Source organism: Arthrobacter sp. efr-133-TYG-120 (genome assembly GCF_030209785.1).
Lineage (GTDB): Bacteria > Actinomycetota > Actinomycetes > Actinomycetales > Micrococcaceae > Arthrobacter.
In genome coordinates, this window is sequence record NZ_JARVRI010000002.1 from 95,312 (window position 1) to 120,896 (window position 25,585).

Consider the following 25,585-nt stretch of genomic DNA (forward strand, 5'->3'; position numbering starts at 1 on the left):
GTGTCAGCCGAGAGCCAGGGATGGGTCCGGCGCCACGTCGAGCGTCACGTCCAGGCCGAGATCCAGCGCGCTGACGCTGTGGGTGAGTCCGCCGATCGAAATGACATCGACTCCCGCGGCCGCGATGTCCGCCACGGTGTTGACGTTGACGTTGCCGCTCGCCTCGACGACGGCGCGGCCCGCCACCTGCTTCACGCCGGCACGGAGCTCCTCAAGCGAAAAGTTGTCCAGCATGATCGTGTCGACACCGGCCGCCAGCACGGGTTCGATCTGCTCGGCGCGGTCCACTTCCACCTCGAAGTGCGTGGTGTGGCCCAGTTGGGCCTTGGCGGCCTTGAGCAGTGCAGTGAGTTTCGCGGAATCGCCACCGGTCATCACTGCCAAGTGGTTGTCCTTCGCCAGCACGGCATCGGACAAGCTGTAGCGGTGGTTGGCTCCTCCGCCGCATCGCACGGCGTAGCGTTCCAATACCCGCAACCCGGGAGTAGTTTTCCGGGTGTCGGTGATGCGGGCCTTGGTACCGTCGACCAGCTTGACGAATTCCGCGGTCTTGGTGGCAATGGCGCTCATGCGCTGGGCAAGGTTGAGCCCGACGCGTTCGGCGAGCAGCACCGAGCGTGCCCGGCCGCTGACCCGCGCCAGGTGGGTTCCGGCGTCGAACGCTTCACCGTCCGCGAGCAGCAGCTCCACTTCGGTGTCCGGGTCGACGAGCAACATGGCGTCACGGAACACCGTTCCGCCGCTGAACACCCCCGGAACCCGAGCATTGAGCACGGCGGTGGCCCGGGCTTCGGCGGGAATGAGCAGCTGCGAGGTGATATCGCCGCTCGGCGCGTCCTCCGCGAATGCCCGCTCCAGGATGTCCCGGACGGGTGCTGCGGGGAGGGTCAGGCTAGTCATTGACGAGGCTCGCTTTCCGGCGGATCGTGTATCTCTGAACAATTTCTTCACGCGGGGTTTCGACCGCATCACTCCGATAATGCGCCCCCAACGACCCCCGCCGCGCCCCCGCAGCCCGCACCAACAACTGCGCAGCCAGGAGCAAATTGGCATCCTCGTGAACCACGGAATCCACCGAGTCCGGCACATTCTCAGGAAGCACGACGTCGGCCCAAGCGTTGAGTGCCTCAGCGGCCTCCCGCAGCAACCCCCCGGTCCGAAGCACCCCGGCTTTGGCAGTCATCAACCGCCGAAGGGCGGCCCGGCTAAAGGGCTCCGGAACGAGCTCAGGCTGCCACACGAGCGCCCCGGTCGGCTCGGTGGTTCCCGAAAGCGCCGTTGTTGCGTGGAGGTCCACGCCGGCCTCCGAGCTTGCGAGGCGTTCGCCGGCGAGAGACCGGAGCGCAGGCGCCGAGGGAACTAGCGAGTCGGTCCCCCCACCGTTCGGCGGCGCCCACCCAAGGAACCCTTCAACAGCCCGCCGTCCAAAGACAAGCCCTTCGAGCAGCGAGTTACTAGCCAAGCGATTGGCGCCCTGCACCCCGGTACAAGCAACTTCGCCGGCGGCAAGCAAGCCAGGTACACACGTCCGGCCGTGGAGATCCGTGACCACCCCACCCATCCAGTAGTGGGCGGCAGGGGCGACCGGAACTGGCTCAAGGGTCCAGTCGACTCCGGCTTCGCGGGTCCGGGCGCTGAGCGTGGGGAAGCGCTTCTCCAGGAAGCCTTTCCCCTTGATCGCTTCCACGGTCCGGGCGTCAAGGAAGACGTGGCCGTTGGGATCACCAAGTGACGCAAGATGGAGGGCGATGCTGCGGGAGACGACGTCGCGCGGCGCCAGTTCGGCGTCGGGGTGGTAGCGGGGCATGAACCGTTCGCCGTTCGCGTCCACCAGGATGGCGCCTTCGCCGCGGACGGCTTCGGAAATGAGGAGCGGATCGGCGCCGAAGGGAGCCGGTTTTCCTGCAGCGGAGAGGACCATGCTCGTGGGGTGGAATTGGAAGAACTCCAGGTCCGCGAGCTCCGCGCCTGCCCGCCATGCGAGCGCGAGTCCGTCAGCCGTTGCCACCGAAGGGTTGGTGGTCTGGGCGAACAGCTGCCCCGCCCCGCCGGTGGCCAGCAGCACGGCATCGCCGACTACGCTCTCAAGGCGGCCGTTGCGTAGGAATTCAACGCCCGTCACGCGACCCTCGGACCGGATCAGTGACGTCGCCTGTGAATGTCCTAGCACCTGGATCTTCCCGGCGTCCTGCGCGTCAAGGACTGCCAGGATGAGTGCGTTCGCCACCCCGGCACCCGTGGCGTCTCCGCCGGTGTGGAGAATCCTTGGCGCGGAGTGGGCGGCTTCGAGCCCCAAGGCGGGATCGCCGTCGTCGTCCGCGTCGAAACGGACGCCGAAACGCTCCAGCCCCCTGATGTCGAGGCGAGCTTCGGTGCACAGAACCCGCACGGCCTCCTCATCGCAGTGGCCCGCGCCGGCTGTGAGGGTGTCCGTGATGTGCGCGGCGACGGTATCGCCGGGGGCCGGTTCGTCCAGCACTGCCGAAATCCCGCCCTGGGCGAAGAAGGTATTGCTGTCCGCGAGCGCGCCCTTGCTGAGCAGGACGACCTCCGCACCGGCCTCGGCGGCCAGCAGCGCGGAGTAGAGGCCGGCGATGCCGCTCCCGACGACGACGAGCCGCCGCCGCGCCGGGGCGCCGGGAATGCGTTCTGCAGTCATGTGAGGCTCGATTCGACTGGTTGGTACGGGATGTGGCCTAGAGCGGCCGAGCTGCGAGCATGCGTTCAAGGGCGATCTTGGCGTTGTCCTTGACCGAATCGTCCACAGTAATGCGGTTGACCACGCGGCCCTCCACCAGTTCCTCGAGCACCCAGGCGAGGTAGCCGGGGTGGATGCGGTACATCGTGGAACAAGGGCAGATCACCGGGTCGAGGCAGAAGATGGTGTGCTGCGGGTTCTCCGCGGCCAAGCGGTTCACCATGTTGATCTCGGTGCCGATCGCGAAAGTGGTGGGCTCGGTCGCGGCGGCGATGGCCTTCTTGATGAAGTCCGTGGAGCCTGCGCCGTCTGCCGCGTCAACAACCTCCATGGGGCACTCAGGGTGCACAATGACGTTCACGCCCGGGAATTCGGCGCGTGCCTTCTCGATCTGGCCCACGTTGAAACGCTTGTGGACGGAGCAGAAACCGTGCCAGAGGATGACGCGGGAATCCAGCAGGGTCTGTTCGTCGTTTCCGCCGAGTTCCTTGCGCGGGTTCCACATGGGCATCTGCTCCAGCGGGACGCCTAGCGCCTTGGCCGTGTTGCGGCCCAGGTGCTGGTCAGGGAAGAAGAGGACCCGCTGGCCGCGTTCGAAGGCCCATTCGAGCACCGTCTTGGCGTTGGAGGACGTGCACACGATGCCGCCGTTGCGTCCGCAGAAGGCCTTCAATGCGGCCGAGGAATTCATGTAGGTCACCGGGATGACCGGGGCACGGCCTTCGGAATCGGGGGCGATCCCGAAGAGCTCCTCGAGCTGCTCCCAGCATTCCTCCACCGAATCCTCGTCCGCCATGTCGGCCATGGAGCAGCCGGCGGCCAGGTTCGGCAGGATCACGGCTTGGTCTGCGCTGGACAGGATGTCGGCTGTTTCTGCCATGAAGTGAACACCGCAGAAGATGATGGCCTCGGCGTCGGGCTTGGTCAGGGCAGCGTTGGCGAGCTGGAAGGAGTCGCCCACGAAATCCGCGTACTGGACAACTTCGTCGCGCTGGTAGAAATGGCCCAGGATGACAGCCCGGTCCCCCAGCGTCTCCTTGGCGGCACGGATCCGGGCGTCGAGCTCGGCGTCGCTGGCCAGCTTGTACTCTTCGGGCAACTGGCCTTGGCGGGGCGTGGCCTTCGGAGCGTCGTCGGCGCTGGACGCACCGGGACCGTAAGCGGGGATGCCTGCGAGGGCTTCGGCGAGGTCGTACTCCCAGGGGCCCTTGGCCAGAGCGGGGCTGCACGTCGACCCGGCCGCGGAACGGCCGTTTTCGGCTTCTTCCCGGGTGATCAGCTGGATAGCTGTATTGACGCTGCTCATGGTGTACTCCTGTTGTCTGGCCCGAGTCCGGGCGTGCCGGTGAAGCGGTAGAGGCGGGGCGGGCGGTGTTTTCCGCCCTGGAGGTATTCACCGGTTTCCTCGATTTCCGGTGTTCCCTTGATTTGCCGGCGGAAGTTTGCCGGATCCAGCTGACGGTCCAGGACAGCCTCGTAGACTTCGCGGACCTGTGCCAGGGTGAAGAATTCACCCAGCAAGTGATAGGCGATGGACCCGTAGGCCATTTTGTTGCGCAGCCGCCACAAGGCGTAGTCCACAATCGCGTTGTGGTCGAAGGCCAATTCCGCGAGCCTATCGGCCCGGAACCACCGGACGTTCTCGGATTCGTCGGCCAGGGCGGCTTCCGTGGGCTGTACCAGGGCCCAGTAGACAATCGACACGACCCGCTGGGCGGGCGAGCGGTGCAGGCCGCCGAAAGCGTAGAGCTGTTCGAGGTATTGGGGAGCCAGCCCCGTGGTTTCGCGCAGGTTGCGGGACGCGGCATCCTGGAGGGATTCGTCGTGCTGGAGCGGTCCGCCGGGCAATGCCCACATGTCCTTGAACGGTTCGCGGATGCGGCGCACCAGAGGCAACCACAGCGTGGGGCGGCCGGAGCTTTCACTGGGGCGGAGGGCGAAGATCACCGTCGATATGGCCAACGACGGCGGCGCGAGCCTGCGCTCTGCGACATTCGCGGAGGTGGCGTACACGGTATTCACCCCGCTTCTTTGCCGTAGGGATCAGAAAACTAGTTATAGTCAAAATGACTAGAACTAATGGTACGACTGTCGGCGGACAGTGTCCAAATGTTTCAGCCCGCGTTCTCCTTGGCGGCAGCTTCCAGGAGGGGCAAAGTGCGGCCTTGGAAATGCGTATTCAGCACGATCACCGAGGACGAACGGAGCACGGTCTTGGTGGCGATGAGCTTGTCCAGCACGCGCTGCAGGTCCGAGTTCGACTTGCCCACCACCCGCACCATGAGGTCCGAACTACCGGAAACGGTGTGGACCTCAATGAGTTCAGGGATCGCTGCCAAAGCTTCGACGACGGCGTCGTGCCCCAGGTCCTGGTTGATGGTCAGCGAGCAGAAGGCGACCACCGGATAGCCGAAGCCGGCAGGATCGGGCTGCGGAACCCAGGGAGCCACCACTCCGCGCTCGGCCATCCGGTCCAGCCGCGACTGGACCGTGGCACGGGCGACCTTCAAGACCCTCGATGCCTCCAGAACGGACGCCCTCGGCGAGTCTGTGAAAAATCGGACAATCTTGGCATCCAACTCGTCCACAACCATCAGTTTTTCCTGCTTCCGCCCAAGGGGATGTACAAATCGGCACTTCATGCCCAGATGCCGCTCCAGCTTGTAACCATCCTCTCACGAGTGTTTTTCGCCACTTTCATCCGGAAGCGGTAAATTCGATAAGTCCTACGAGGACCAGCGAACAAACCATCCACAAGAAGGCAAACACGAATGACAACGAAGTCCACCGCTGTTCGACCCTCCATTCCTTCGCGAGGCCTTGGCCACTCGATGAAGCCGCGCCAGCTCACCATGATGGGCTTGGGCAGCGCCATCGGCGCGGGACTCTTCCTCGGTTCGGGCGCCGGAATCCACGCCGCCGGCCCGGCAGTGCTCATCTCCTACCTTGTGGCGGGCACCTTGATCATCGTGGTGATGTGGGCCCTAGGCGAGATGGCAGCCGCCAACCCGAACAGCGGTGCCTTCTCGGTGTACGCGGAAAAGGCCATGGGCAGGACGGCCGGGTCCACGGTCGGCTGGCTTTGGTGGCTGCAGTTGGTAGTGGTCATCGCCGCGGAGGCACTCGGCGCAGCAGGGCTCCTCTTCTCCGTCTGGCCAGTCATTCCTGTGTGGGCGCTGGCGTTGGTATTCATGGTGGCCTTTACCGCGATCAACCTTGCCGGGGTCCGGAACTTCGGTGAGTTCGAATTCTGGTTCGCCATCCTGAAGGTCGCGGCCATTGTCGCTTTCCTCGTCATCGGCGCAGCTTTGCTCTTCGGCTGGTTGCCCGGCGTAGCTTCCCCCGGCCTCGCAAACCTGACCGGCAACTTTGCACCGTCCGGCTGGTCCGGAATTGCCGCAGCCCTCTTCGTAGTGATTTTCGCCTTCGGGGGCACCGAAATCGTGAGCGTGGCTGCTGCGGAGACGCAGAACCCGGCACACAGCGTCGGCAAAGCCATCCGCACGGTGGTGTGGCGCATCCTGGTCTTCTACATTGGTTCGGTCTTCGTCATTGCAGCAGTACTGCCCTCCGATTCCGAAGGCTTGAAGTCGCCGTTCGCCGGCGTCCTGGACCTTGCCGGCATCCCGGGAGCCGGCGCTGCCATCACGCTCGTCGCCGTCGTGGCATTGCTTTCCGCGCTCAACGCGAACCTCTACGGCGCCTCACGCATGGTCTTCTCCTTGTCTGAACGCGGCGAAGCACCTGCCTTCCTGTCACGGCTGCGCGGCGCCCAGGTGCCCATGGCCGCCGTCGGGGTTTCCGTTGCATTCGGCTTCATCGCCACCATTCTGGAACTGCTGTTCCCCGACCACGTACTCCCCGCCCTGCTCAACCTTGTCGGGTCCACGTGCCTCGTAGTCTGGGGAACTGCGCTCGTGTCCCAGTTCATCCTGCGCCGGCGCGCCGACCGCGAAGGAACCGAACTGCCGCTTCGCATGAAGGGATTCCCCTTCCTTACGGTATTCGGACTGGCGTTGCTTGCCCTGATCTTCGTGGTGGGCTTCTCGAATGCCGAGAGCGCCGGTCAGCTGATCGGCACGTTCCTGTTGATCGCGTGCATCGCCGTTGCCTGCCGGATCGGCGCCAAGGTGAAGTCCGCACGAAACGCCTAAGCTGACCCAACTAATCCCCACCGCCACCCTCGCCTCGCAAGCTCGGCCAGGGAACCCTGGCGGCGTGGGCCCAGCAGTTGTTGTCGTTTTGAGCCCTCATAACGACAACAACTGCGAGCTACTTGGGTGAGCGGGAGGTGCACAAACTGCTATGTGTTCCCCAGGGAAGACTGGCAGTCTATGGCAGTTTGACTAGCCCCGAATAGGCGGATTGCCTACGTTCCGAACAGTGACTACGGTCACGTCCATGGACTCATCTCTTCCCGTCGTGGCCGCAGCCGACGCCGCACCCCTGTCCCCCGGACAGCTCAGGGAGCTCTATTCCCTGATGGCTGCCGTTCGATACCTCGATACCTCGGCCGTTGCCTGGCAGCGCCAGGGAATCATCCCCGGCTACGCTCCGGAACTCGGCCAGGAAGCCGCCCAGGTCGGCAGCGCCTACGCCCTCGACACTGCCCGCGACTTCGCCTTCCCGACGTACCGCGAGATGGGTGTCGCCAGGACCATGGGCGTGGACATGGTGGCGTACATGTCCACCCACAAAGCAACGTGGCACGGCGGCATGTACGATCCCCTGGCAAGCCGCCTCGCGCCCATCCAGGCCGTCGTGGCAGGCTCGGTGCTTCATGCCGTCGGCTGGGCCCACGGCCAGACCCTGAGCGGCGGGCACGGAGTGGCCCTCAGCTACTTCGGCGATGGCGCGTCCTCCCAGGGCGATGTCCACGAGGCCATGAACTTTGCCGCCGTGATGAAGGCACCTGTTGTCTTCTTCATCCAGAACAACGGCTGGGCGATTTCCGTGCCCACCGAGCGGCAGGTGGCCGGCGGTTCGGTAGCTGCCCGAGCCGCGGGCTACGGAATCCCGGCCATCCAGGTGGACGGCAACGATGTGGTCGCCGTCCATGAGGCCACCCGCAACGCCTTCGCCCACTGCCGCGCAGGAAAGGGTCCGGTTGTGGTCGAAGCCATGACCTACCGCCGCGGTCCGCATTCCACCGCCGACGATCCCGGCCGCTACAGGAGCCTCGACGACGAGCGCATCGACGCCGGCGAAGATCCGCTGGAACGCCTCCGCAAGCGTTTGCTGGCCGAAGGCGTAGCCGACGAGGCGTTCTTCACCGCCGCCAACCAAGCAGCCCGGGCAGAGGAAGAAGCCATCCGCACCGGAATCGAAGCCCTCGGGCCCCGGCCCGGCAACGAGATGTTCGATTTCGTCTTCCAGGAAACCACCCCCGCCCTAGAAAACCAGGCCACCCGTTGGCGCGAGGAGTCAGAACATGTCTGAAAGCACCACAGCCACCCTCGAAGCCAGGGCAGCCACAGAGAACCAGTCCGTCAAGCTTTCCATGCAGCAGGCACTCAACCGCGCCCTGGACGAGATCCTCTCGGCCGATCCGAAGACGGTGGTCTTCGGCGAGGACTGCGGCCGATTGGGCGGGGTCTTCCGCATCACCGACGGACTGCAGGCCAAGCACGGTGAATCCCGGGTCTTTGACACGCCGCTCGCGGAATCGGGCATCCTGGGGATGTCGGTGGGCCTGGCCATGGCCGGTTTCCACCCCATTCCGGAGGTGCAGTTCGATGGCTTCGCGTATCCCGCCATCAACCAGATCGTGTGCCAGATCGCCCGGATGAACTACCGCAGCCGGGGCAAGCTTCCGATGCCGATCACGCTCCGCGTACCCAGCTTCGGCGGCATCCGCGCCCCCGAACACCATGGCGAAAGCCTCGAGGCACTCTTCGCGCACGTTCCGGGGCTCAAGGTGGTCTCGCCGTCGGACCCGCACGATGCCTACCACCTGCTCAAGTACGCCGCCTCGCGGCCTGACCCGGTGATCTTCATGGAACCGAAGTCCCGGTACTGGCAAAAGGGCGACGTGGACGCCTCCGACGGCGGTACCCTCACCGGCGCCCGCGTTGTCCGGCCGGGCCGCCACCTGACCCTCGTAGCCTGGGGTGCCATGGTTGCCCGGTGCCTGCAGGTTGCCGAACTCGCCGCGGAAGACGGAATCGACGTCGAGGTCCTCGATCTGCGCTGGCTCAAGCCGATTGATGCCGAAGCACTGGCGACTTCCGTCGGAAAGACGCGGCGCGCCGTCGTCGTGCATGAGGCTCCGCTGACCTCCGGGCTGGGGGCCGAAGTGGCCCAGCTGATCACGCAAAGCTGCTTCGACACGCTCAAGGCGCCCGTCGAACGGGTCACCGGCTTCGATGTGCCGTATCCCTCCGGCGACCTGGAGGACGAATACATTCCGAACATTGACCGCATCCTCCTGGGGATCCAACGAGTACTGGAGTATCGACGTGGCTGAAATCAGCTTCCCCCTGCCCGATCTTGGCGAAGGCCTCATCGAAGCGACCGTCCTGGACTGGCTCGTCTCCCCCGGCGACCAGGTGGAACGGAACCAGCCGCTCGTGGAGCTGGAAACGAGTAAATCCGCCCTCGAGTTGCCGAGCCCGCAGGCGGGTAAAGTGATCCGTATCCACGGAGCGCCGGGCGAGACCATCAACGTCGGTGAACCGCTGGTGGTGTTCGAGGTGCCGGACAATACTGCCGGTATCGTGGGCACCGTTCCCAAGGATGACGCACCGAAGCGCCGGGTCCGCCTGAGCGCCGTACTTGATGAGGACTGACACCATGAGCGGCAGGCACAAGGAAGAGCACATCCACACTGTGGAAGGGACAGATCCGCATCTGTTCGTGGAAGTCCATGAGCCTGCCGAAGGGACCGACGCCGGATTGCGCCCTGTCCTGCTGCTGCACGGTTTCTCCTCGTCCACCAAACTCAATTGGGGCGACACAGGCTGGATTTCCACCCTCAAGTCCGCGGGCCGGCGTGTCATCACCGTGGACCTTCCGGGGCACGGCCAGAGCAGCTCGCCCGAGGACCTGGACTCCTACTCCCCGAGCCGGATCCGCGCGGACCTGCTCCAGATAGTCGCCGACGCCGGTGCGCGCCCCGTGCGCGCCGGTGACCCTACCAGCGGGCTCGACGTCATCGGCTACTCTTTGGGCTCCCGGCTCGCTTGGGAATTCGGGGCAACCCAGCCCGAACTCGTGCACCGGCTGGTGTTGGGCGGCCCGAACAAGGAAGACCCCCTGGCGTCGTTCGATCTCGGAGCAGCCCAGCGCTACCTCGCGGACGGCACACCCATTGAAGACGAGTCCACGGCAGGGTTGCTCAAAATGGCACAGCTCTTGCCGAGCAACGATCTTTTTGCGCTCTTGTCGCTCATCGAGGCCATCAAGGGCGAACCCTTCGATCCTGCCGAAGCCGTGCCCCACATGCCGATGCTCCTGGTGGCCGGCGACAAGGACGAGCGCGCCGTCACCATGCCGGAGCTCGCTTCGATCGCTTCCCATGCCGGGGGCATGGTTGAGCAACTGCTCGTACCGGGGCGGAACCACAGCAACGCCGTGACCAGCCGGGTTTTCAAGGACGCTGCGGTGGCGTTCCTCGGCGTCTAGGCGGTGGCGGAGCGGCTGATAGTGGCGGAGCGGCTGCGTTAACCGGCCAGCCGCTCCGCGTTGAGCGTCATGCGCTCCAGCACGCTGACGGCCATGGCGTATTCGTCGATACCGATCCCCATCGAGAGGTCCCGCCGGGATTCTTCAACGAGCTTTTGGGCTTCCGTATGTTTTGCGTGGCCGAGTTCGCTGAGGCTGAGGCGATCGTCCACCATGATGATCATGCCGCGGCCGACCAGGGCGGCGAGTTCGTTTTCGCGACGTCGCGTGTCGCCGCCCCAAAAAGGGTTGAGTATTCCGTCAAGATCCTCGGGGCTGATGGTTGTCTCGGCCAGGACGTTGAGCGTCTGCCACTGCCTCCGGCTGAGTTTCAACCTCGCCAAGGTGCTGTCCAGGTGAGCCTCCAAAGCGGCGTCCAGGCGTTTGGTCCAGTAACCGATCGGCTTGTTCACATGGCCCATCGTGGCAGCGCAGAGCGGTCCCGGCAACAAAGGTAGGCTTGATTCAGCGCTGGATGACGTGGAAGTGAGACGAATGGGCATGCGCTTCAAGGACCGTGCGGACGCCGGACGCCGCGTGGCAGCAGGGCTTCCGCAGCTCCGGCATCGCCCGGACACCATCTTGCTGGGCCTCGCCCGCGGTGGAGTCCCCGTGGCGGCCGCTGCCGCCGTCGAGCTCCACCAGCCCTACGGCGCCATGCTGGTACGTAAACTCGGCATCCCGGGCCGCGATGAAACTGCGTTCGGCGCCCTCGCCTGGTCCAACGGCAGGATCGTGCGCATCCTCAACCGGCCCCTCGCCGAGCGCATGCTTCGGCATGGAATCACCCAGGCTTCGCTCGACGCTGTGGAGGCACGCGAGCGCGGAGAACTCCTGCGGCGAGTGAAGACCTACCCGGGTATCAGCTTCGATCTCTCGGGCAAGACTGTTGTCCTTGTCGACGACGGACTCGCCACGGGCGCAACGATGCGCGCCGCCGTCGAGGCCGTCCGCGCGGGAGGCGCGGCGACTGTGGTAACCGCCGTCCCCGTGTCATCCCTCGAAGCCCAAGCGTCCATCAGCCGGGTGTGCGATTTCATGATGTGCCTGCACACGCCGGGCAAATTCCATGCCGTGGGCGCGTTCTACGAGCACTTCGAACAATTGACCGACGACGACGCGGTGCGGCTTTTGGAGCAGGCGGGGTAGTTCGCAAGCCGCTGGGTTGCGATTCGCGCCAAACGCGAGCGAGCGTCGATGAATTTCCCGTCATAGCTGAGCGAGCGTCGGAGAATTTCGCGTCATAGCTGAGCGAGCGTCGGAGTGCGAACGACGACGGCGATAGCTCGCCGTCGTCGTCGGACGCGCCGTGGCGCGTTCAGTCCTTCCGCTCGAGGAACTCCCGCACCCGGGCGCGGGCCGGCTCGCGGTCGTAGCTGTTCACGAGGGCGGCAGCCATGCGGACGGGGTCGCCGAAGAAGAAGTACTCATAGAGGGCCTGGCGCCCGGCGAACGCGGAAATGCTGGCATCGAAAGCGAGCTTGAAGAGGCGCACGCGCTCCGGGCCGGTCAGGGTCTTCGCCTGCAGGTACAGCTCGATGTCCGGCAATGCCTCGCTGGCTATGTCCGCTTCGCCCGGCAGGGCCATGAGGCCCGACGCCGAGAACTTCCGGATGATCGCGGGGAACCGCTGGGCAACCTTGGGGTACCAGTTGCGTGCCGCATTCAGGGTGGGCCAGTGCGGCAACAACACGCCGTCCGGGCTTGGAGCTGCCTGGGCCTCCGCGGCCACCATGAGGGCCTTGCCGATTTCGACGGTCTCGATCAGCTCCGCGAGGTCTTCCTGGATGTGCTGGAATCCGTCAATCCCGATCGACGCCGCAATCTCCGAGGCCAGGCCGAGGAAGAACTCGCTCTTCGCGATGGTCCTCGTGACCACCTGGTGGGTCATGAGGGCCCCGGCGCCGGTCTCGGAGTAGAAGGCATTGCACAGCTCGGGATGGCCGAGCATGAAGATGCGATCGTTCGGAACGAATACGTGGTCGAAAACGACGACGGCGTCCATCTCCTCGAAGCGGCTGGCGAGCGGCTCGTCGTGGGTGCCTCCGCCGTTGTAGAGCGAGGTCCGGCACAGGTAACGCATGCCCGGCGCATCGTTCGGGAGGGCGAACGCGTAGGAGTAGGGAGCATCTTCCGGCGTCGAGCGTAGGAGCGTCGAAGGGAACACGAGGAGCTCGTCGGCGATCGGCGCGATGGTGGCGAGCATACGTGCGCCGTGGACCACGATGCCGTCTTCCCGCTCCTCGACGACCCTGGCCGAGAGTTGCCCGCCGAGCTGTTCGGAACCTGACACCGAACGGTTGACTTGCGGCGGGATCAGCGTGTGCGTCGCAAGGAGATCGTTCTCGCGGCAATGCTCATAGTATTTGCGGATGTTTTCGCCGAACATCGGATCGGCCTGGGCAAACCATTTTTCTGCGGCCGCGAGTGCCGTAAGGGCGCCGTTCATGTAGTCACCCGTCCGGCCCAGGAACCCAAGGGAGTACTCCGCCCAAGTGCGGATGGCCGCATGCCGATGTTCGAGGTCTTCCTTGGTGCGCGGCACCAGGAACGAGGCGTTCACCCGGTCACCCGTCGTCGGGGACTCGTAGGTGAGGGCGTCCGCATACTTCGGGTCATGCTGCATGTCGAAGAGCTTCGCGTACGTGCGGGCCACATTCCTGAAGGACGGGTGGTCGGCGATCTTCCCGGTGACCATTTCGCCGTCGATCAGGACGTGGGGGTTCATCGAGTTGAGCTTGTCCAGGTACTGCTGTCCGGTCCGGATTCCCATGGTTGTCTCCAATGATGGTTGTGCTGAAACGGCATACGGATGCGGCGTCGACGGGCGCCGGCAACTACAGAAGATCCTCCATTCCCAATTGGCTTTCCGGGATAGTGGTGAAAGAGCTGTTGGCGAACGCGAGCGCGTCGCCGCTGCGGTAGTTGAAGTCCACCACTTCACCCACGTAGAGGGTGTGGTCTCCGCCGTCGTAAGCCGCCCAGGGCGTGCATTCGAAATAAGCGAGGACGTTGGATAGCCGGGGCGCCGTGTCGCCTTCTACCCAAAGGGGCTCGGGCCCGGGTCGGCCCGCGAAATGCAGGGCGAGTTGCTTCTGTTCGGCACCCAGAATATTGACGCTGAAGGGGCGCCCGGCCAGCTCATCGTGGGCTTTGGCGTTGCGGGCGATGCTGACCAGGACCAGCGGCGGTTCCATAGATACGGCGGTGAAAGAGTTGACGGTGATACCGTGCCGCTTGGTGGCGCCGTCGAACGTCACGATAGCGACACCTGTGGCGAAGCGGCCCAGGCTGCCGCGGAAATGATGTGCCCGCGGCCGCGAAGTGCGGCTCAAGGGACCGGGCTCCGCATTATGGCTGGACTTGGCAATCATCGTTGATTCCTGGCTAGCGATTGTTCTATATGTGAATTTGTTCTATATTTGAACAACAAATTCTCATACAGAACCATAGTCTCTTGTGAGTGACAGCACAAGACGGCGGGCCGGTCGCATTAGGCCCCAACATAGGATGGAGCGCATGATGTCTCCCAGCGCCGCAAAAAGTCTGCAGGACACGACGGCGACGGTCTCGCCTTCGCAGACCCTCTCCCGCGGAATCCAGGCCCTGGAAATCCTGGCGGCAGCGGAGCGCCCATTGACCATTGCAGAACTCGCCGGCGCCCTGGGCGTTCATCGCTCGGTGGCCTACCGGATCCTTCGCACGCTGGAGGATCATTCCCTGCTGGTGCGCGACGACGCCGGCCGAGTTCAGCCAGGTCCCGGCCTTGCGGTGCTGGCCCGGGGTGTCTCCCGCGACCTCCAGACGGCCGCCCTACCGGAACTGACCCAGCTTGCCAACGCCCTGAACATGACGGCATTCGTCGCGGTCTGGGATCATCAGGACTGCGTCACGCTGGTCACGGTCGAGCCCCGACACTCAGCCGCGACCCTGGCACAGCATCCCGGCACCCGCCACCCCGTGAACACCGGGGCGCCTGGAATCGCGATCCAGTCCACCATGAGCGAAGAAGAATGGGCCGCCCGCGCGCCGGGCCTGCCGTATCGTCCGGAAGCGGCAGAAGCGCGCCGGCTCGGCTATGCGGCGAGCCACGACGAAGTCATCGCCGGCTTGTCATCCTTGGCCGCCCCGATCCGGGTGCCAGGCGGGCGGCCCGCCGCGATCGCCGTCGTCTACATCCGCCGCGAACAGGACCAGGCCGCCGTCGGCGAAGCACTGGCAGCGAGCGCGTCCCGGATAGAGTCCCAGCTGGCGTAAGGACCCGCCGATGGACTCGTGGGGCTTTTCACCTTTGGTGCGCGCGTTCGTCCTGTTTCCGACGCTCGCTCACTTATAGGGCCAAAACCTGAAACGCGCGCTCAGATGATCTGAGCGAGGGTTTCCCAAAAGTGGCCCATAAGTGAGCGGGCGTCGTTATGGTTGCGTGCTTGGCCGGCGCCGGAGAACCAGTCCTGCAACGATGCCGAGCAGCAAAAGCGCGCCGGAAGCGGACGTGGACACCACAAATGCCGTGCCCGGACCCTGCGTCTGGGCCAACTGGCCGGCAAGGTAGGCGCCCAGCGCCGTACCCGCCACGATGCCGCTAGCCAAGGCGGTCATGACGGTCGCCATGCGGGCGGCCGGTGCCACGACTCCCCCGATGCTGAAGACCGTCACCATGACCGGTCCCACGGGAATTCCGAGCACCAACAGAACGATGACCATCGGCCAGATCCCGGCGGGAAGGAACAACAGTAGGGAGAACGCCGTCATCGCGGCCGCGGCGAGCACCCAGCGGATGGCCAGCCCGAAGCGCTGCGGCCAATAGGCAACGGACAACGCCGCGACGGCGGAGCTCAGGCCCATGACGGAATACATCAGCCCCGCAATTTCAGCCGTGGCGAACTGGGCGGAGAAGGCGCTCAACGCATTCTGGGTTGCACCAAAGAAAGTACCCATGCAGACCATGGCCAGCACCGGAACGGCGACCTTCAGCCAGGCCACGGATCGGACACTTGACTGCCGCTGTGCAGGGACGCTCCCGACGGCGGCGCGCGCCTTGCGCTTTGCAGGCACCACGGCCAACTGAGAGGGATGGACGGCGAAGGCCGGCACGAGCGTGGCCGTCAGGACGGCCGCCAATGCGAGCGGAAGCCAGGGGGCTACGAGGCTCGCCAGAATACCGACCAGCGCCGGCCCCAGGACGAACGTGACCTCGTCCGCGGTTCCTTCATAGGACAACGCGGTGTCCAGGTCTGCGCGGCTGGACGCCACACTTCCAGGACCGTTGGTGTTCAGGTTCCTCGTGGTCAGGGCCATCCAACGGACACGGGCCATGGGCCCCACCTGCGGGCAACTCGCTCCAGCCAGGAAAGCCGTCACCAAAATGGCAATCGCGTCCGTGGGGGCGTTGAAATCGGGCGTCAGGTAGGCGGCCACGAGCAAGGCGATGACGGTCACGGCGTTGACAACCGCGGCCAGGAGGAGCACAGGGCGCTGGCCTGAGCGGTCGGCAAGGGAGCCAAGCACCGGCGCGCCCAAGGCCGAGCCAATGCCGACCGCTCCGGCGGCCAGGCCACCGATGGCGTAAGAATGGCTGACAGCTGTGACAAGGGTGAGGGTGCCAACGGTCAGCATCGCGAGTGGCAACCTCGCGAACAGTCCCAGCGGCAGGAAGTTCCGGCCTGCGAGTTCGGGCAAGCGGGCGAAGCGGCCAGGCAGACGCGAACGGCGCGGCGCGGCCGACGGGGGCAGTGCCGACTGCGGCGCAGAAGGAAATTCAGGGTGAGGCTTAAGTGCGGTGTTCGCCGCGGACTTCTGTGGGGAGGAGTTCATGATTCCGGGTTCGCTGAATGGTGCGCATCGTCCCTCCTCCCGATGCGCGCGACCCGGTGTAACCCTCCAAGTCTACCGGACGGCTACGCCTGCTCAAGCGGGCCCATACACGACGAAGCGCCCCAAAACAGGTGCCTAGGCGGCCGCGGCGTCGACGATTCGAACGGTGGAACCGTTCCGGTTCTTGATTACCTGCAGCTGGCTGCTGATTCTCTGCTTCATCTCCGCAACGTGGCTGACCAGCCCCACTACCCTGCCGCCGTCGCGCAGCCCCTCCAGTGCATCCATGACCTGCTCGAGCGATTGCTCGTCGAGGCTCCCGAATCCCTCATCGACGAACAAGGTCTCGATGTCCACACCGCCGGCCTCCTGCTGGACTACATCCGCGAGCCCCAGGGCCAAAGCGAGCGAAGCCATGAACGACTCCCCGCCGGACAGTGTGGCGGTGTCCCGCCGCTGGCCTGTCCACTCATCCACCACTTCCAGTCCCAGGCCTGATTTCGCGCCCCGGGCTGCCTTGGCGTCTGTGTGCTGCAGGGTGTAACGGCCATCGCTCATGGCGATCAGCCGCTCCGACGCCGCCGCCGCGACCTGTTCGAGGCGGGCGGCCAGCACATAGCTGTTGAGGCTCATTTTGTAGCCGTTGTCGCCCGCCCCTCTTGCGGTTTCTGCGAGCTCGTTGAGTACCCGGGCGCGATCCCGGGGGCCGCGCCCGGAGGCCGCAGCTTCCTCGTACTGCGAGCGGATCGCAGCCAGGCTGGTCACCGTGCGGGCAGCGAGTCCCGCAGCAAGATCCAGCCGTCGGGCTGTTTCTTCCGCCCGTCCGGCGTCTTGTTCGAGGGCTGCGAGCTCGACGGCGGTCAGTGGCACCTCTCCGATCTGGGCTTCCTTGGCCGCGAGAACGAGATCCTCGGACTCGAAGAGTTCCGCGAGCCGGGCGCTCTCGGTCTCCGCGGACCTGATGGCTTCGTCGAGCCTTGCAGCGTGCTGCTCGTCGAGGATTTCGAGGCGCGCAGCATCCGCGGAGTCGAATCCGTTCGCTGCAAGGGCGGTCTCCAAGGCCGCAGACGCATCGTCCAAAGCCTCCCGGGCACGTTCAAGTTGCACTCCCGCGGCGACAGCGGACTGCAGGAGTTCGCGATGCGCGGTCAGGGCATCGATCCGCTCGTGCAGCGTGTCGAAGCCATCACGCAGCCCGCAAAGCAAGGTCTCCAGGGACTCACGTTGCTCACCCAGCAGGGCCATGGTGGACCCAGCCTGCGCCGCAGCGGTGTCCTCTTGGACTTGTTCTTCCTCCAAGCGGGCAATCCGCTCCGTCATGCGGGCGAGCTCTGCCTTGCCACGTTTGAGCCTGTCGACGGCGGAACGCGCCAGGGCCAGGGCGTCTTTGGCCAAGGCCTCCGCCGAAGCGGCTTCCTTGGGATCGATGCCTCCGCCCTGGGCGGCGAGCACGGCAACTTCCTGCTCGGCGGCCGCCAGCTCGCCTGCCGCTTGGAGAAGTTCATGCTCGCTTTCGTCATAGCGTTCGTGGGCGGATTGCTCTTCCTCCGCAAGGGCCAGTGCGGTTAGCCCTGCGGCTGCCGGGGACGGGTGTTCGGCGCTTCCGCAGACCGGGCATGGATCGCCGTCGTTCAGCTTTGCGGCGAGTTCGGCGGCGGCATTGGCCAGCCGGGATTCGCGGAGATCCAGCCAGAGTTGCCGGAGGTCCTGGGAAAGCGCGCGGGCAAAAGCGTGGCGCTTCACTGCCGCGGACTGGGAATCCAGGGCGCTTGTGTAACGGGCAACTGTCTTGACGGTGTTCTGCGCTGCTGCCGCTTCGCTTTCCCGCAGGGGTAGCTGAGAAGCGGCCGCTTCCAGCGGGCCCAGCTCGCCTTCCAAAACAGCCGCATCCGAGCGAAGCCCGGCCAACGCAAGGGACCGCGCCGCATTGGCCGACTCGCGCTGCCGTGAAGCGACGTCGAGGGCATCAAGCCTGGCAGTGACGTCCTTGAGCTTTTGTTCGTCCCCGATCCGGGCCTCAACGACAGCCATGGTCTCTTGAATCCTCGCCAGCGACGTGCCCGGCTCGCTTGCGTCAAGAGAGGCGGCAAGCAGCTTCGCCGTCGCCGACTCCGCCTTCGCGCCCGCGATGTCTAAGGCCTTGGCAGAGCGGTCGACGGCGTCGAGTTGTCCGCCGAGGACGGCGGCTTTACGGTGGCGTCCAAGCCGCTCGCGGAATTCCTGCACTTCAGCCGCACGTGTGGCGAGGACTTCGCGCCGGCGAGTGGCGGCGTCGAGCTTCGCGTGCCGTCGGACCCGTTCCCGCGCGGCGTTGAGCTTGTCGGCAAGCTGAAGCCGGACGGCTTCGGCAGAACCGGCGGTTTGTTGCCGCTCGAGAGATTCGGCCCGGGTCCGGGACTCGAGGGTCCCGAGCCGGAGTTCGGGCGTGGAATCGTTGGAGCCTGCGTCATCAAGGTCCGGGTCAACGGCCTCGTCAATGCCCAGTTGCGCGAACTCGGACTCTGCCCGCTGCGCGAGCAGCTTAAGTCCGTTCTGGTTGTCCTGCACTTCTGCGCGCGCGGCGTTTGCTTGGAGTGCCAACTGCTGCTCGATCGCTTCAAAACGCTGGGTTCCGAAGAGCTTCTGCAGAAGATCCAGCCGGTCGGACGCCTTGGAACGCAGGAAAGCCGCGAAGTCTCCCTGCGGGAGCATGACCACCCTGGTGAATTGTTCCCGATCCATCCCCAGGACATCTCCGATTTCCATGCCGGCTTCGTCGTTGCGGGAGGTCTTTTCTTCCCACGAGCCATCAACCCGTTCACGCAGGAGGGTCTTGGCCTGCTGGGTGGTGAAGCCCTTGCGTCCACGGGCACTTGGCCTGTCCCACGCCGGTGAGCGGGTGACCTCAAAGCGTCTTCCGCGCGCCGAAAATTCGCAAGCGACCCGCGGCTCCGCAGCCGGTTCCGCGTGGTCGCTGCGCAAGCGTTTTCCGTCCTGGCGGGCGCCCGGTACCGAGCCGTACAACGCAAAGCAGATGGCGTCGAGCACGCTCGTCTTTCCCGCGCCGGTGGCACCGTTCAAGAGGAACAGGCCCTGGGCGCCCAACTGATCGAAATCGATCGATTGAACCCCGGCAAACGGCCCGAAAGCCTCAATTTCAAGGCGGTGGATTCTCACAGCTCTGCCCCTTCCAACCGGACCGCTTCCAAGGCTTCACGAAGGGCGGAAAGTTCAGTCTCATCAGCCGGCCTTCCGCGCACATGGTCGAGGAAGCCACAGCAAACACCAAGATCGTCCTCGGCCTCCGCAAGCCGGCTGCTGTAGCTGGCTTTGACCTTTCCCGCGGCGTCTTCAGGGTCAAAGCCCAGCACGAGCGTCTCCGGGAACCGGGCACGCAGCTGTTCCATCGCCTGCGCAGGCCGCGAGGAGTCTGTGAGGGTGACTTGGCAATACGCAGTCTCAGCCCAGGAATGCTCCTCCGACTCCAGAAGCTCAGCGAGCTTCCCCCGGAGAATCGCCAGCTCCCGTGGTGCTTTCCACAGAACTTCCTCGACGCCCTCAACACCGCCGACGCCGATATCAATCAGCCACGCACCCTTCCGATGCCTGGCCTCGGAGAACGAATACGCCAGGGGCGAACCCGAATACCGGACGCGCTCCGAAAGTTCCTGCCGCCCGTGCAGATGTCCGAGGGCCGTGTAGCCGAAGCCATCAAAGAGATCCAGGGGCACAGCCCCCAAACCGCCGATGCTCAAATCGCGTTCGCTGTCCGAGGTGATGCCGCCGCTCGCGAAGGTGTGTGCCAGCACAACGGAGTGCACCGGCCCTGCTTCGCTTCTCCGGGCAATGTCCTCACGGATGAGCTCCACCGCGGCCTGCGTGACGTCAAAGTGGCTCGGGGTTTGGGTGCCGAGCCGTTCGGCGACAAGCCGCGGTTCAAGGTACGGAATTCCATAGACGGCAACCACGGGCGCACCCGGCTGAGCTGCACCGTGGTCGCTATCCAGCGGAAACAGGACGGGCGAATCGAGATCCTCTACGCGGGTCCGCAAATGGACTCCCCCGCGCTCCAGCAGGCGTGAAGCGAAACCAAGGCGGATCGCGGAATCGTGGTTGCCGCTGGTCAGCACCACCTTGGCTCCAGCATCCGTGATCCGTACGAGGGCGTCGTCGAGGAGCTTCACGACATCCAGGCCAGGCAGCGCACGGTCGTAGACGTCGCCCGCGATCAAGACGACGTCCACCGACTGTTCCCGGACGACTGCGAGCAATTGCTCAATGAAGTTGCGCTGGGCGTCAAGCATCCCGACGCCATGGAACGAGCGTCCCAGGTGCCAATCCGAAGTGTGCAAAAGCCTCATGTTTTCAAGCTAACTGGAGGCCCCGACATTATTGGTGCGGCGCGGCGGCACCGGCCGTAACAGGGCCTTCCGGACAGCTGAATTCCTGCGTCAGCCCCGCTTGCCGTCGAAGAAATCGCGGGCCGGGTCGACGTCGGGCTGCTCTTCGACGGGTGCCACGGCGGACTCCGCAGCGGGCGTGGAAACCTCGGCCGCGCTTTCCGGGACAGCCGCTTCAGCGTCGTCGTCGGACTTTTCCTCCCAGCCGTCGGCCGGCAATGGCTCCTCGACCTCAGCCACGGCGACCGGGGTGGTTTCGCCGAAACCGCGGAAGATAAGGCCTGCGATCGCCGCTCCGACCAGCGGTGCGACCCAGAAGAGCCAGAGCTGCTCCACTGCCCAGCTCGAGCTGAAGATTGCGGAGGCAGTGGCACGTGCGGGGTTAAAGGCAAGGTTGCCCGTGGATTGGCCAAGCTGCAGCAAGACCGCGACTGTCAGGCCGACCGCGAACGGTGCTGCGAGCTTGCTGGGATTGCGTCGAGCGGTGACACCCAGGAAGACCCCTACCAGGAGCGCGGCGCCGAGGACCTCAATGAGCATCACGCCGGTCACGGGAACCTGGAAGCTGGAGTGCGTACCGAAGCCGGAGGTCGCCGTGTCAAACACAGTCCGGCTGTCCGTGATCCCCGGTACAGTTCGGACGACGGCGAAAATCGCCAACGCGCCCAGCAAAGCGCCCACAATCTGGGCCCCCAGGTACGCGGCCCCATCCACAAGCTTCATCCGGCCGGCAACCAGGTGACCAACCGTGATGGCCGGGTTGAAGTGGCCGCCGGACAGGTAACCGAAGGCCAACATGGCAGCAGTGACGGTCAGGCCGCTGGCCAGCGACGCCGGCATCGGAACCGCCTGGGGGTTGATGAAGATCAACACACCCAAGCCAATAACCACAAGGAACAGCGTCCCCAGAGCTTCAGCGGACGCCCGGGCTAGGAGCCGGGTTCCGCGGGAGGAGGGAGCGGACACAGTTGTGGTCATGTCGAGGGATTCCTTTGTTCGAAGTTCGGGTGGTCTGTTGCGGAGGCGGACACTCCGGGCAAGGCAAGAAGCCGTGCGGCGGACCGCTTTCTTGCCCCGCAGCATCCTGTCAGCCGAGTCTGGACGCTTCCTGAATCCGAGCCTAGCCGCCCAAGGCGATTGCGGCGACCGCAGCGCCGGCAAGCGCGATGATGGACACGGCGCTTGCAAGCATCAAGACTGCCGACGCTTCCTCCGCGCCATGGTGCAACTGGTGGGACCTGGCCCACACAACGCAGCCGAGGACGATCGTCGCTGCGGCGGCGGTCAAGGCGCAGATTCCCTGGTAGTCGAGCCCCGGTATCCCGGTGGGCAATTGCCCCGCACCGGATTTGGCCGTTAACCACCTGCGCCAGATGAAGAGATCCACCACCAGGAGCGAAATCAGGGTCCGGCGCCAAGCGAGCGTTGTACGCTCCGGCTGCAGCCCCGGATCCCTGGATTCAACGGTCAACGCGCCACCAGGATCAGCACGGCAAAAGTGAATGCCGCCACCGCAACCACGATGGTCATGAGCAGCATGACCCGCGAGAACGGCAGGGCCTGGTCGTTCCGCATGGCCGCCTCCATCTGCGCCCACCGGCGGTAGGCGAGCGTCGCGAGGCCCGCGCCGATCATGGAAAGAACGACGCACAAGACAATGCGCACGGGCTGGGGCGCGATGTTCGGAGCAAGCTGGTCGATGGCGACGGCACCGGCCAACAGGGCCAACGACGTACGGATCCACGCGAGGAAGGTCCGCTCATTTGCGAGGGAGAATCTGTAGTCCGGGGTCTTTCCGGTTTTCCGCCACGCGGGTTCACGCATCATTGCCTCCTGGTTCACGAGCCACCGTATCAGCGGGCAGGTGAAGACCGGCCGGGCAGCCACGGTAAATTACCACTATGAGCGCTGAACCATCCCCCTCCGCCGTGCCATCCTTCGAGTCCCGGGTTAACGGTTGCCTGCTGGGCGGTGCCTTGGGCGATTCGCTCGGCTACGCCGTCGAGTTCGACGACGTAGCCACGATCCGCACCCGCTTCGGCGCAGCGGGCCTCACCTCTTTCGGCCAGCTCGACGGCGGCAGCCACTTTTCGGACGACACCCAGATGACGCTGTACACCGTCGACGGCCTCGTGGAAGCCCTGGAGTGGGCCAACGACGGCGTGGCCGCGGATGAAACTGCATGTCTCTGGCTGGCTTACCTGCGATGGCTCGCGAGCCAGGGCGTCGCGTTGCCGGCATCCGCCCCCGTTCCCCAACCGCGGTGGATCGACGGCCAGGAGGTGCTCCGGCACCGCAGGCACCCGGGAAAGGCGTGCCTGAGCGGACTCTCTACGGGCGAGATGGGAACCAAGTTCCGGCCCGTCAATCCGGAATCGAAGGGCTGCGGCACGGTCATGCGCTCGGCTCCCTTTGGCCTGGTCCCGCATATTTCCGAGGCCGCGGTCTACAAGCTGAGCACCGATGCCGCGTGCTTGACCCACGGGCACCCTTCGGCACGGCAAAGCGCGGGTGCCTTCAGCGTGCTCGTGCACAAGGTGACCGCGGGCTCAGATGTGCGGACTGCGGCTGAGCATGCCCTGAGCGTGGTGTCAGCACTGCCGGATCCAGCCCCCGAGCTCCTGGGGCGCCTCCGGGAGGCGCTGGAACTGTCTTCCACCGGCACGCTGCTCAGCCCGGAAGAACTCACCGCGCAACTGGGCGAGGGCTGGGTCGCGGAGGAGGCACTCGCCGTCGGGCTCTATGCGGTGCTGGCGACCGCGCGGGCAGCGGAGACACGGAGTGATCCGGCCGCCCATTTCCGCCAAGCCATAACCGTGGCGCTGAACCACAGCGGTGACAGCGACTCCACCGCCTCGATCGCGGGCAATATCCTCGGGGCGCTCCACGGCGAAGAGGCACTGCCGTCGGACTGGCTTGAAGCCCTTGAAGCCCCGGAAGTGATCCGCGGGATGGCGCAACGGCTCATCGCCGTCACAGTGGGCTAAGAGCCAAACGGTTCAAAGCCTGCGAAGCGCGATATTGTTGCACGCTTCGCAGACGTCCGCGGGAATGAGTCCGCGCCTCTGCAGGATCCCGAAAATGGCGCAGCCCAGGCAGAATCCCACAAACGATTCGAGGGACGCCGCGACGATCAGCAAGGCGAGCAGGATCCAAGCACCTAAGGCGAAACCGGCGAAGAACAGGACCACGGCCGCCGTGCTGAGCACCGCGCCGATTCCCTGTGCGAAACGCTTGGGCGGCCCCGGGACAAGTTTGGCGGGGCCAACTCGGGGAGCCAAAACCTTGACGGATAGCAGGGCAAACGGCGAGATCCTCGGCCCGAACAACACCCGCAGCCAGAAGCCGGCCGCGATCAGCACGAGTCCCCAGCCGACGCCGCTCACGAGGGTGGCCACTGCGGCAACAACCACCAGGCCGGCCGTGATCCTCGCGGCGTATTCGTTGACCGGATTGGGGAAAGCGAAGACGGCGCGCCATCCGGTGGCCGCCGGAGCCGGCGTTCCTACGGCGAACGCTGCAGTGTCAGCCTGTCTTCCCTGTGTCATGGCTCAAGGCTAGGAGCGCCGCGACACAACGGGAAGCTTTGTTGCTCCGTGTGAATATTGGCGCGGCTAGCGTCCGCCGACCATCTGCAGGAACTCCCCCTCGGACAGCACCTCGATCTGCTGGCCTCGGCTGTGCAATTCCAGGACCCTTTTGGCTTTGCCAGTGAGGCGACCGTTCCGGAGATCGCCGGCTACAAAGCCGTCGCCCACTACGAGGACCGTGGTCCTCCCGGTCACGCGGCTCTCCGGACGCGCACCCATCTCCGCTGCCCGCTGTTTCGCTTCGGGCCGGGCAATCGCAAGCTCACCTGTGAAAACGACCGTTTGCCCGAACAGGGGGTGGCCCGGTTCCGCTGCAGGGTTGGGCTCCGGATTGTCGCCTTCTTCAGGCCAATTGCTCCAGGCGCGTCCAAGCTGGCCGGCACCATTCCCGACGCCGGACCGGCCCGCGGCCGCGTCGCGCCCTCCACCGGCCCCAGCGAGCGCAGCGAGCGTTTGCTTGGACAGTCCGTCTCCTGGCTGGAAGGCCTGCTGTTTGGGAATGGCCAGGCCGAGGGACAAGTAGAGCTCTGCGATGCTGTTGGCGTTGTTCCTGTGCGCGATGTCCACCAGGATTCCGGCGCAGGCCCGGGCGTCCTCCGCGGCGTCGTGATGGTTCACGAGGGGCACGCCCGCCTCCTCCGCGGCGTAGGGCAACGAATTGGATACCAAGGAGTAGCAGCGCCGGGACAACATCACCGTGCAGACGTACTCGTAAGCGGGGCCAGGCAGGCCGGAAACTTCGAGTCCGGAACGGATCACGCCCAGATCGAACGCGGCATTGTGGGCGGCAAGGATATCCCCGCCGATGAAAGCCCCGATTTCAGGGAAGAGTTCGCCGAAGCGCGGAGCCCCGGCGACGTCCTCGGCTCGAATGCCGTGGATCCGGGTGTTGTGGTACTCGAAGTGGTCGTGGTTTTCCGGCGGCCGCATGAGCCAGGAGGCTTCCTCCACCACGACGCCGCCGCGGACCTTGCTCAGGCCGACCGAGCACGGAGAACCCCTGAAGCCGTTCGCAGTTTCAAAGTCGATCGCCGTAAAGTCCAATGCCACTGGTCAAGGTTACAGGTGGAAAGCGGCCCCAATGGCGCCGGTGTCGGCCGCCCCCTGCCCCGGAGCGTCTTTCAGACCTCGTCCGCCGTCTCCTGCAGCTTGGTCAGGGCCTTCTTGGTTGTTCTTTGGGTCAGGACATGGATGACCGCCCCTACCGCGCCCCCGGCGAAGGCGAACAGCAGCACTCCAGGCAAGGAGTCCTCCAGATTGGTCGCATCCTTCGGCGCGGGCTTTCCGGTCGACTTGCTCCAGATGGCCTCGAGGGCTTTGTTCGCCGCAACTCCGGCGCCCATGCCCACCACCAGGCCAAGTAGTTTGATCAGGACGTTCATCTCGTTCCTCCGATTGTGGCCAGACGTGTGGTCCGCGGCTGGGAAATACGTCAACGCAGC

The 25,585-nt window shown here is 65.2% G+C and carries 25 protein-coding genes; 8 read left to right on the forward strand and 17 right to left on the reverse strand.

The window, feature by feature from the left end; genetic code table 11:
* Window positions 1-3 precede the first annotated feature (3 nt).
* The 5 genes from nadC to QRN51_RS01710 all read right to left on the reverse strand — a co-directional run bounded on the left by nadC (window position 4) and on the right by QRN51_RS01710 (window position 5,292).
* Window positions 4-900, reverse strand: a complete 897-nt coding sequence (gene nadC, locus QRN51_RS01690) for a carboxylating nicotinate-nucleotide diphosphorylase (RefSeq protein WP_284988376.1) — start codon at window positions 898-900, stop codon at window positions 4-6.
* Entirely contained in the window at window positions 893-2,659 is a 1,767-nt protein-coding gene (gene nadB, locus QRN51_RS01695) for an L-aspartate oxidase (RefSeq protein WP_284988377.1), read from the reverse strand. The genes nadC and nadB overlap by 8 nt, the downstream gene beginning before the upstream one ends.
* Window positions 2,660-2,696: 37 nt before the next feature.
* The gene (gene nadA, locus QRN51_RS01700) at window positions 2,697-4,004 is read right to left on the reverse strand and encodes a quinolinate synthase NadA (RefSeq protein WP_284988378.1); all 1,308 of its coding nucleotides are present in this window, start codon (window positions 4,002-4,004) and stop codon (window positions 2,697-2,699) included.
* Window positions 4,001-4,711 carry an NUDIX hydrolase gene (locus QRN51_RS01705; RefSeq protein WP_113990543.1) on the reverse strand — a complete coding sequence of 237 codons (711 nt, stop codon included), beginning with the start codon at window positions 4,709-4,711 and terminating at the stop codon, window positions 4,001-4,003. Before QRN51_RS01705 ends, nadA begins: the two co-directional genes overlap by 4 nt.
* 101 nt (window positions 4,712-4,812) lie before the next feature.
* A complete protein-coding gene (locus QRN51_RS01710) occupies window positions 4,813-5,292 on the reverse strand; it encodes an Lrp/AsnC family transcriptional regulator (protein ID WP_059387632.1) in 480 nt (159 codons plus the stop codon).
* 177 nt (window positions 5,293-5,469) lie between these two features.
* Here QRN51_RS01710 and QRN51_RS01715 point away from each other — a divergent pair, with 177 nt between their 5' ends.
* The 5 genes from QRN51_RS01715 to QRN51_RS01735 all read left to right on the forward strand — a co-directional run bounded on the left by QRN51_RS01715 (window position 5,470) and on the right by QRN51_RS01735 (window position 10,321).
* Window positions 5,470-6,852: an amino acid permease gene (locus QRN51_RS01715; protein WP_284988379.1), complete on the forward strand. Its 1,383-nt coding sequence runs from the start codon at window positions 5,470-5,472 to the stop codon at window positions 6,850-6,852.
* A 247-nt stretch (window positions 6,853-7,099) separates the two neighbouring features.
* Entirely contained in the window at window positions 7,100-8,137 is a 1,038-nt protein-coding gene (locus QRN51_RS01720; protein WP_284988380.1) for a thiamine pyrophosphate-dependent enzyme, read from the forward strand.
* Window positions 8,130-9,164, forward strand: coding sequence for an alpha-ketoacid dehydrogenase subunit beta (locus tag QRN51_RS01725; RefSeq protein WP_284988381.1), 1,035 nt, complete (start codon window positions 8,130-8,132; stop codon window positions 9,162-9,164). Before QRN51_RS01720 ends, QRN51_RS01725 begins: the two co-directional genes overlap by 8 nt.
* The gene (locus QRN51_RS01730) at window positions 9,157-9,486 is read left to right on the forward strand and encodes a biotin/lipoyl-containing protein (protein ID WP_234747729.1); all 330 of its coding nucleotides are present in this window, start codon (window positions 9,157-9,159) and stop codon (window positions 9,484-9,486) included. The genes QRN51_RS01725 and QRN51_RS01730 overlap by 8 nt, the downstream gene beginning before the upstream one ends.
* Window positions 9,487-9,490: 4 nt before the next feature.
* Window positions 9,491-10,321 carry an alpha/beta fold hydrolase gene (locus QRN51_RS01735; RefSeq protein WP_284988382.1) on the forward strand — a complete coding sequence of 277 codons (831 nt, stop codon included), beginning with the start codon at window positions 9,491-9,493 and terminating at the stop codon, window positions 10,319-10,321.
* Window positions 10,322-10,359: 38 nt separating this feature from the next.
* On the opposite strand, the gene QRN51_RS01740 is transcribed toward QRN51_RS01735, so the two are convergent.
* Entirely contained in the window at window positions 10,360-10,773 is a 414-nt protein-coding gene (locus tag QRN51_RS01740; protein ID WP_284988383.1) for a MarR family transcriptional regulator, read from the reverse strand.
* An 82-nt stretch (window positions 10,774-10,855) separates the two neighbouring features.
* Between QRN51_RS01740 and QRN51_RS01745 the strand changes: the two genes are divergently transcribed.
* Window positions 10,856-11,509 carry a phosphoribosyltransferase gene (locus tag QRN51_RS01745; RefSeq protein WP_284988483.1) on the forward strand — a complete coding sequence of 218 codons (654 nt, stop codon included), beginning with the start codon at window positions 10,856-10,858 and terminating at the stop codon, window positions 11,507-11,509.
* A 169-nt stretch (window positions 11,510-11,678) separates the two neighbouring features.
* On the opposite strand, the gene hpaB is transcribed toward QRN51_RS01745, so the two are convergent.
* Both hpaB and QRN51_RS01755 read right to left on the reverse strand, forming a co-directional pair.
* A complete protein-coding gene (gene hpaB, locus QRN51_RS01750) occupies window positions 11,679-13,133 on the reverse strand; it encodes a 4-hydroxyphenylacetate 3-monooxygenase, oxygenase component (RefSeq protein WP_284988384.1) in 1,455 nt (484 codons plus the stop codon).
* 64 nt (window positions 13,134-13,197) lie between these two features.
* Window positions 13,198-13,734 carry a flavin reductase family protein gene (locus QRN51_RS01755; protein ID WP_059387630.1) on the reverse strand — a complete coding sequence of 179 codons (537 nt, stop codon included), beginning with the start codon at window positions 13,732-13,734 and terminating at the stop codon, window positions 13,198-13,200.
* Window positions 13,735-13,882: 148 nt separating this feature from the next.
* Here QRN51_RS01755 and QRN51_RS01760 point away from each other — a divergent pair, with 148 nt between their 5' ends.
* On the forward strand, window positions 13,883-14,617 hold the full coding sequence (locus tag QRN51_RS01760) for an IclR family transcriptional regulator (protein WP_284988484.1): 735 nt from the start codon (window positions 13,883-13,885) through the stop codon (window positions 14,615-14,617).
* Window positions 14,618-14,773: 156 nt separating this feature from the next.
* Here QRN51_RS01760 and QRN51_RS01765 read toward each other — a convergent pair whose 3' ends face one another.
* The 6 genes from QRN51_RS01765 to QRN51_RS01790 all read right to left on the reverse strand — a co-directional run bounded on the left by QRN51_RS01765 (window position 14,774) and on the right by QRN51_RS01790 (window position 22,377).
* Complete coding sequence (locus QRN51_RS01765) at window positions 14,774-16,174, reverse strand: MFS transporter (RefSeq protein WP_284988385.1); 1,401 nt, start codon at window positions 16,172-16,174, stop codon at window positions 14,774-14,776.
* Window positions 16,175-16,309: 135 nt separating this feature from the next.
* Window positions 16,310-19,330: an AAA family ATPase gene (locus tag QRN51_RS01770; RefSeq protein ID WP_284988386.1), complete on the reverse strand. Its 3,021-nt coding sequence runs from the start codon at window positions 19,328-19,330 to the stop codon at window positions 16,310-16,312.
* Entirely contained in the window at window positions 19,327-20,514 is a 1,188-nt protein-coding gene (locus QRN51_RS01775) for an exonuclease SbcCD subunit D (RefSeq protein ID WP_284988387.1), read from the reverse strand. The genes QRN51_RS01770 and QRN51_RS01775 overlap by 4 nt, the downstream gene beginning before the upstream one ends.
* A 90-nt stretch (window positions 20,515-20,604) precedes the next feature.
* Complete coding sequence (locus QRN51_RS01780) at window positions 20,605-21,531, reverse strand: MIP/aquaporin family protein (RefSeq protein WP_284988388.1); 927 nt, start codon at window positions 21,529-21,531, stop codon at window positions 20,605-20,607.
* A 142-nt stretch (window positions 21,532-21,673) separates the two neighbouring features.
* On the reverse strand, window positions 21,674-22,024 hold the full coding sequence (locus QRN51_RS01785) for a DUF202 domain-containing protein (RefSeq protein WP_059387627.1): 351 nt from the start codon (window positions 22,022-22,024) through the stop codon (window positions 21,674-21,676).
* Window positions 22,021-22,377 carry a YidH family protein gene (locus tag QRN51_RS01790; protein ID WP_059387628.1) on the reverse strand — a complete coding sequence of 119 codons (357 nt, stop codon included), beginning with the start codon at window positions 22,375-22,377 and terminating at the stop codon, window positions 22,021-22,023. The genes QRN51_RS01785 and QRN51_RS01790 overlap by 4 nt, the downstream gene beginning before the upstream one ends.
* 77 nt (window positions 22,378-22,454) lie before the next feature.
* Here QRN51_RS01790 and QRN51_RS01795 point away from each other — a divergent pair, with 77 nt between their 5' ends.
* Window positions 22,455-23,540, forward strand: a complete 1,086-nt coding sequence (locus QRN51_RS01795; RefSeq protein ID WP_284988389.1) for an ADP-ribosylglycohydrolase family protein — start codon at window positions 22,455-22,457, stop codon at window positions 23,538-23,540.
* A gap of 12 nt (window positions 23,541-23,552) precedes the next feature.
* On the opposite strand, the gene QRN51_RS01800 is transcribed toward QRN51_RS01795, so the two are convergent.
* From QRN51_RS01800 to QRN51_RS01810, 3 genes are all read right to left on the reverse strand, one after another.
* Window positions 23,553-24,101, reverse strand: coding sequence for a DUF4395 domain-containing protein (locus QRN51_RS01800; RefSeq protein ID WP_284988390.1), 549 nt, complete (start codon window positions 24,099-24,101; stop codon window positions 23,553-23,555).
* A 66-nt stretch (window positions 24,102-24,167) separates the two neighbouring features.
* Window positions 24,168-25,193, reverse strand: coding sequence for a 3'-5' exonuclease (locus QRN51_RS01805; protein ID WP_284988391.1), 1,026 nt, complete (start codon window positions 25,191-25,193; stop codon window positions 24,168-24,170).
* Window positions 25,194-25,264: 71 nt separating this feature from the next.
* Complete coding sequence (locus QRN51_RS01810; protein ID WP_284988392.1) at window positions 25,265-25,525, reverse strand: DUF4235 domain-containing protein; 261 nt, start codon at window positions 25,523-25,525, stop codon at window positions 25,265-25,267.
* Between the last annotated feature and the right edge of the window lie 60 nt (window positions 25,526-25,585).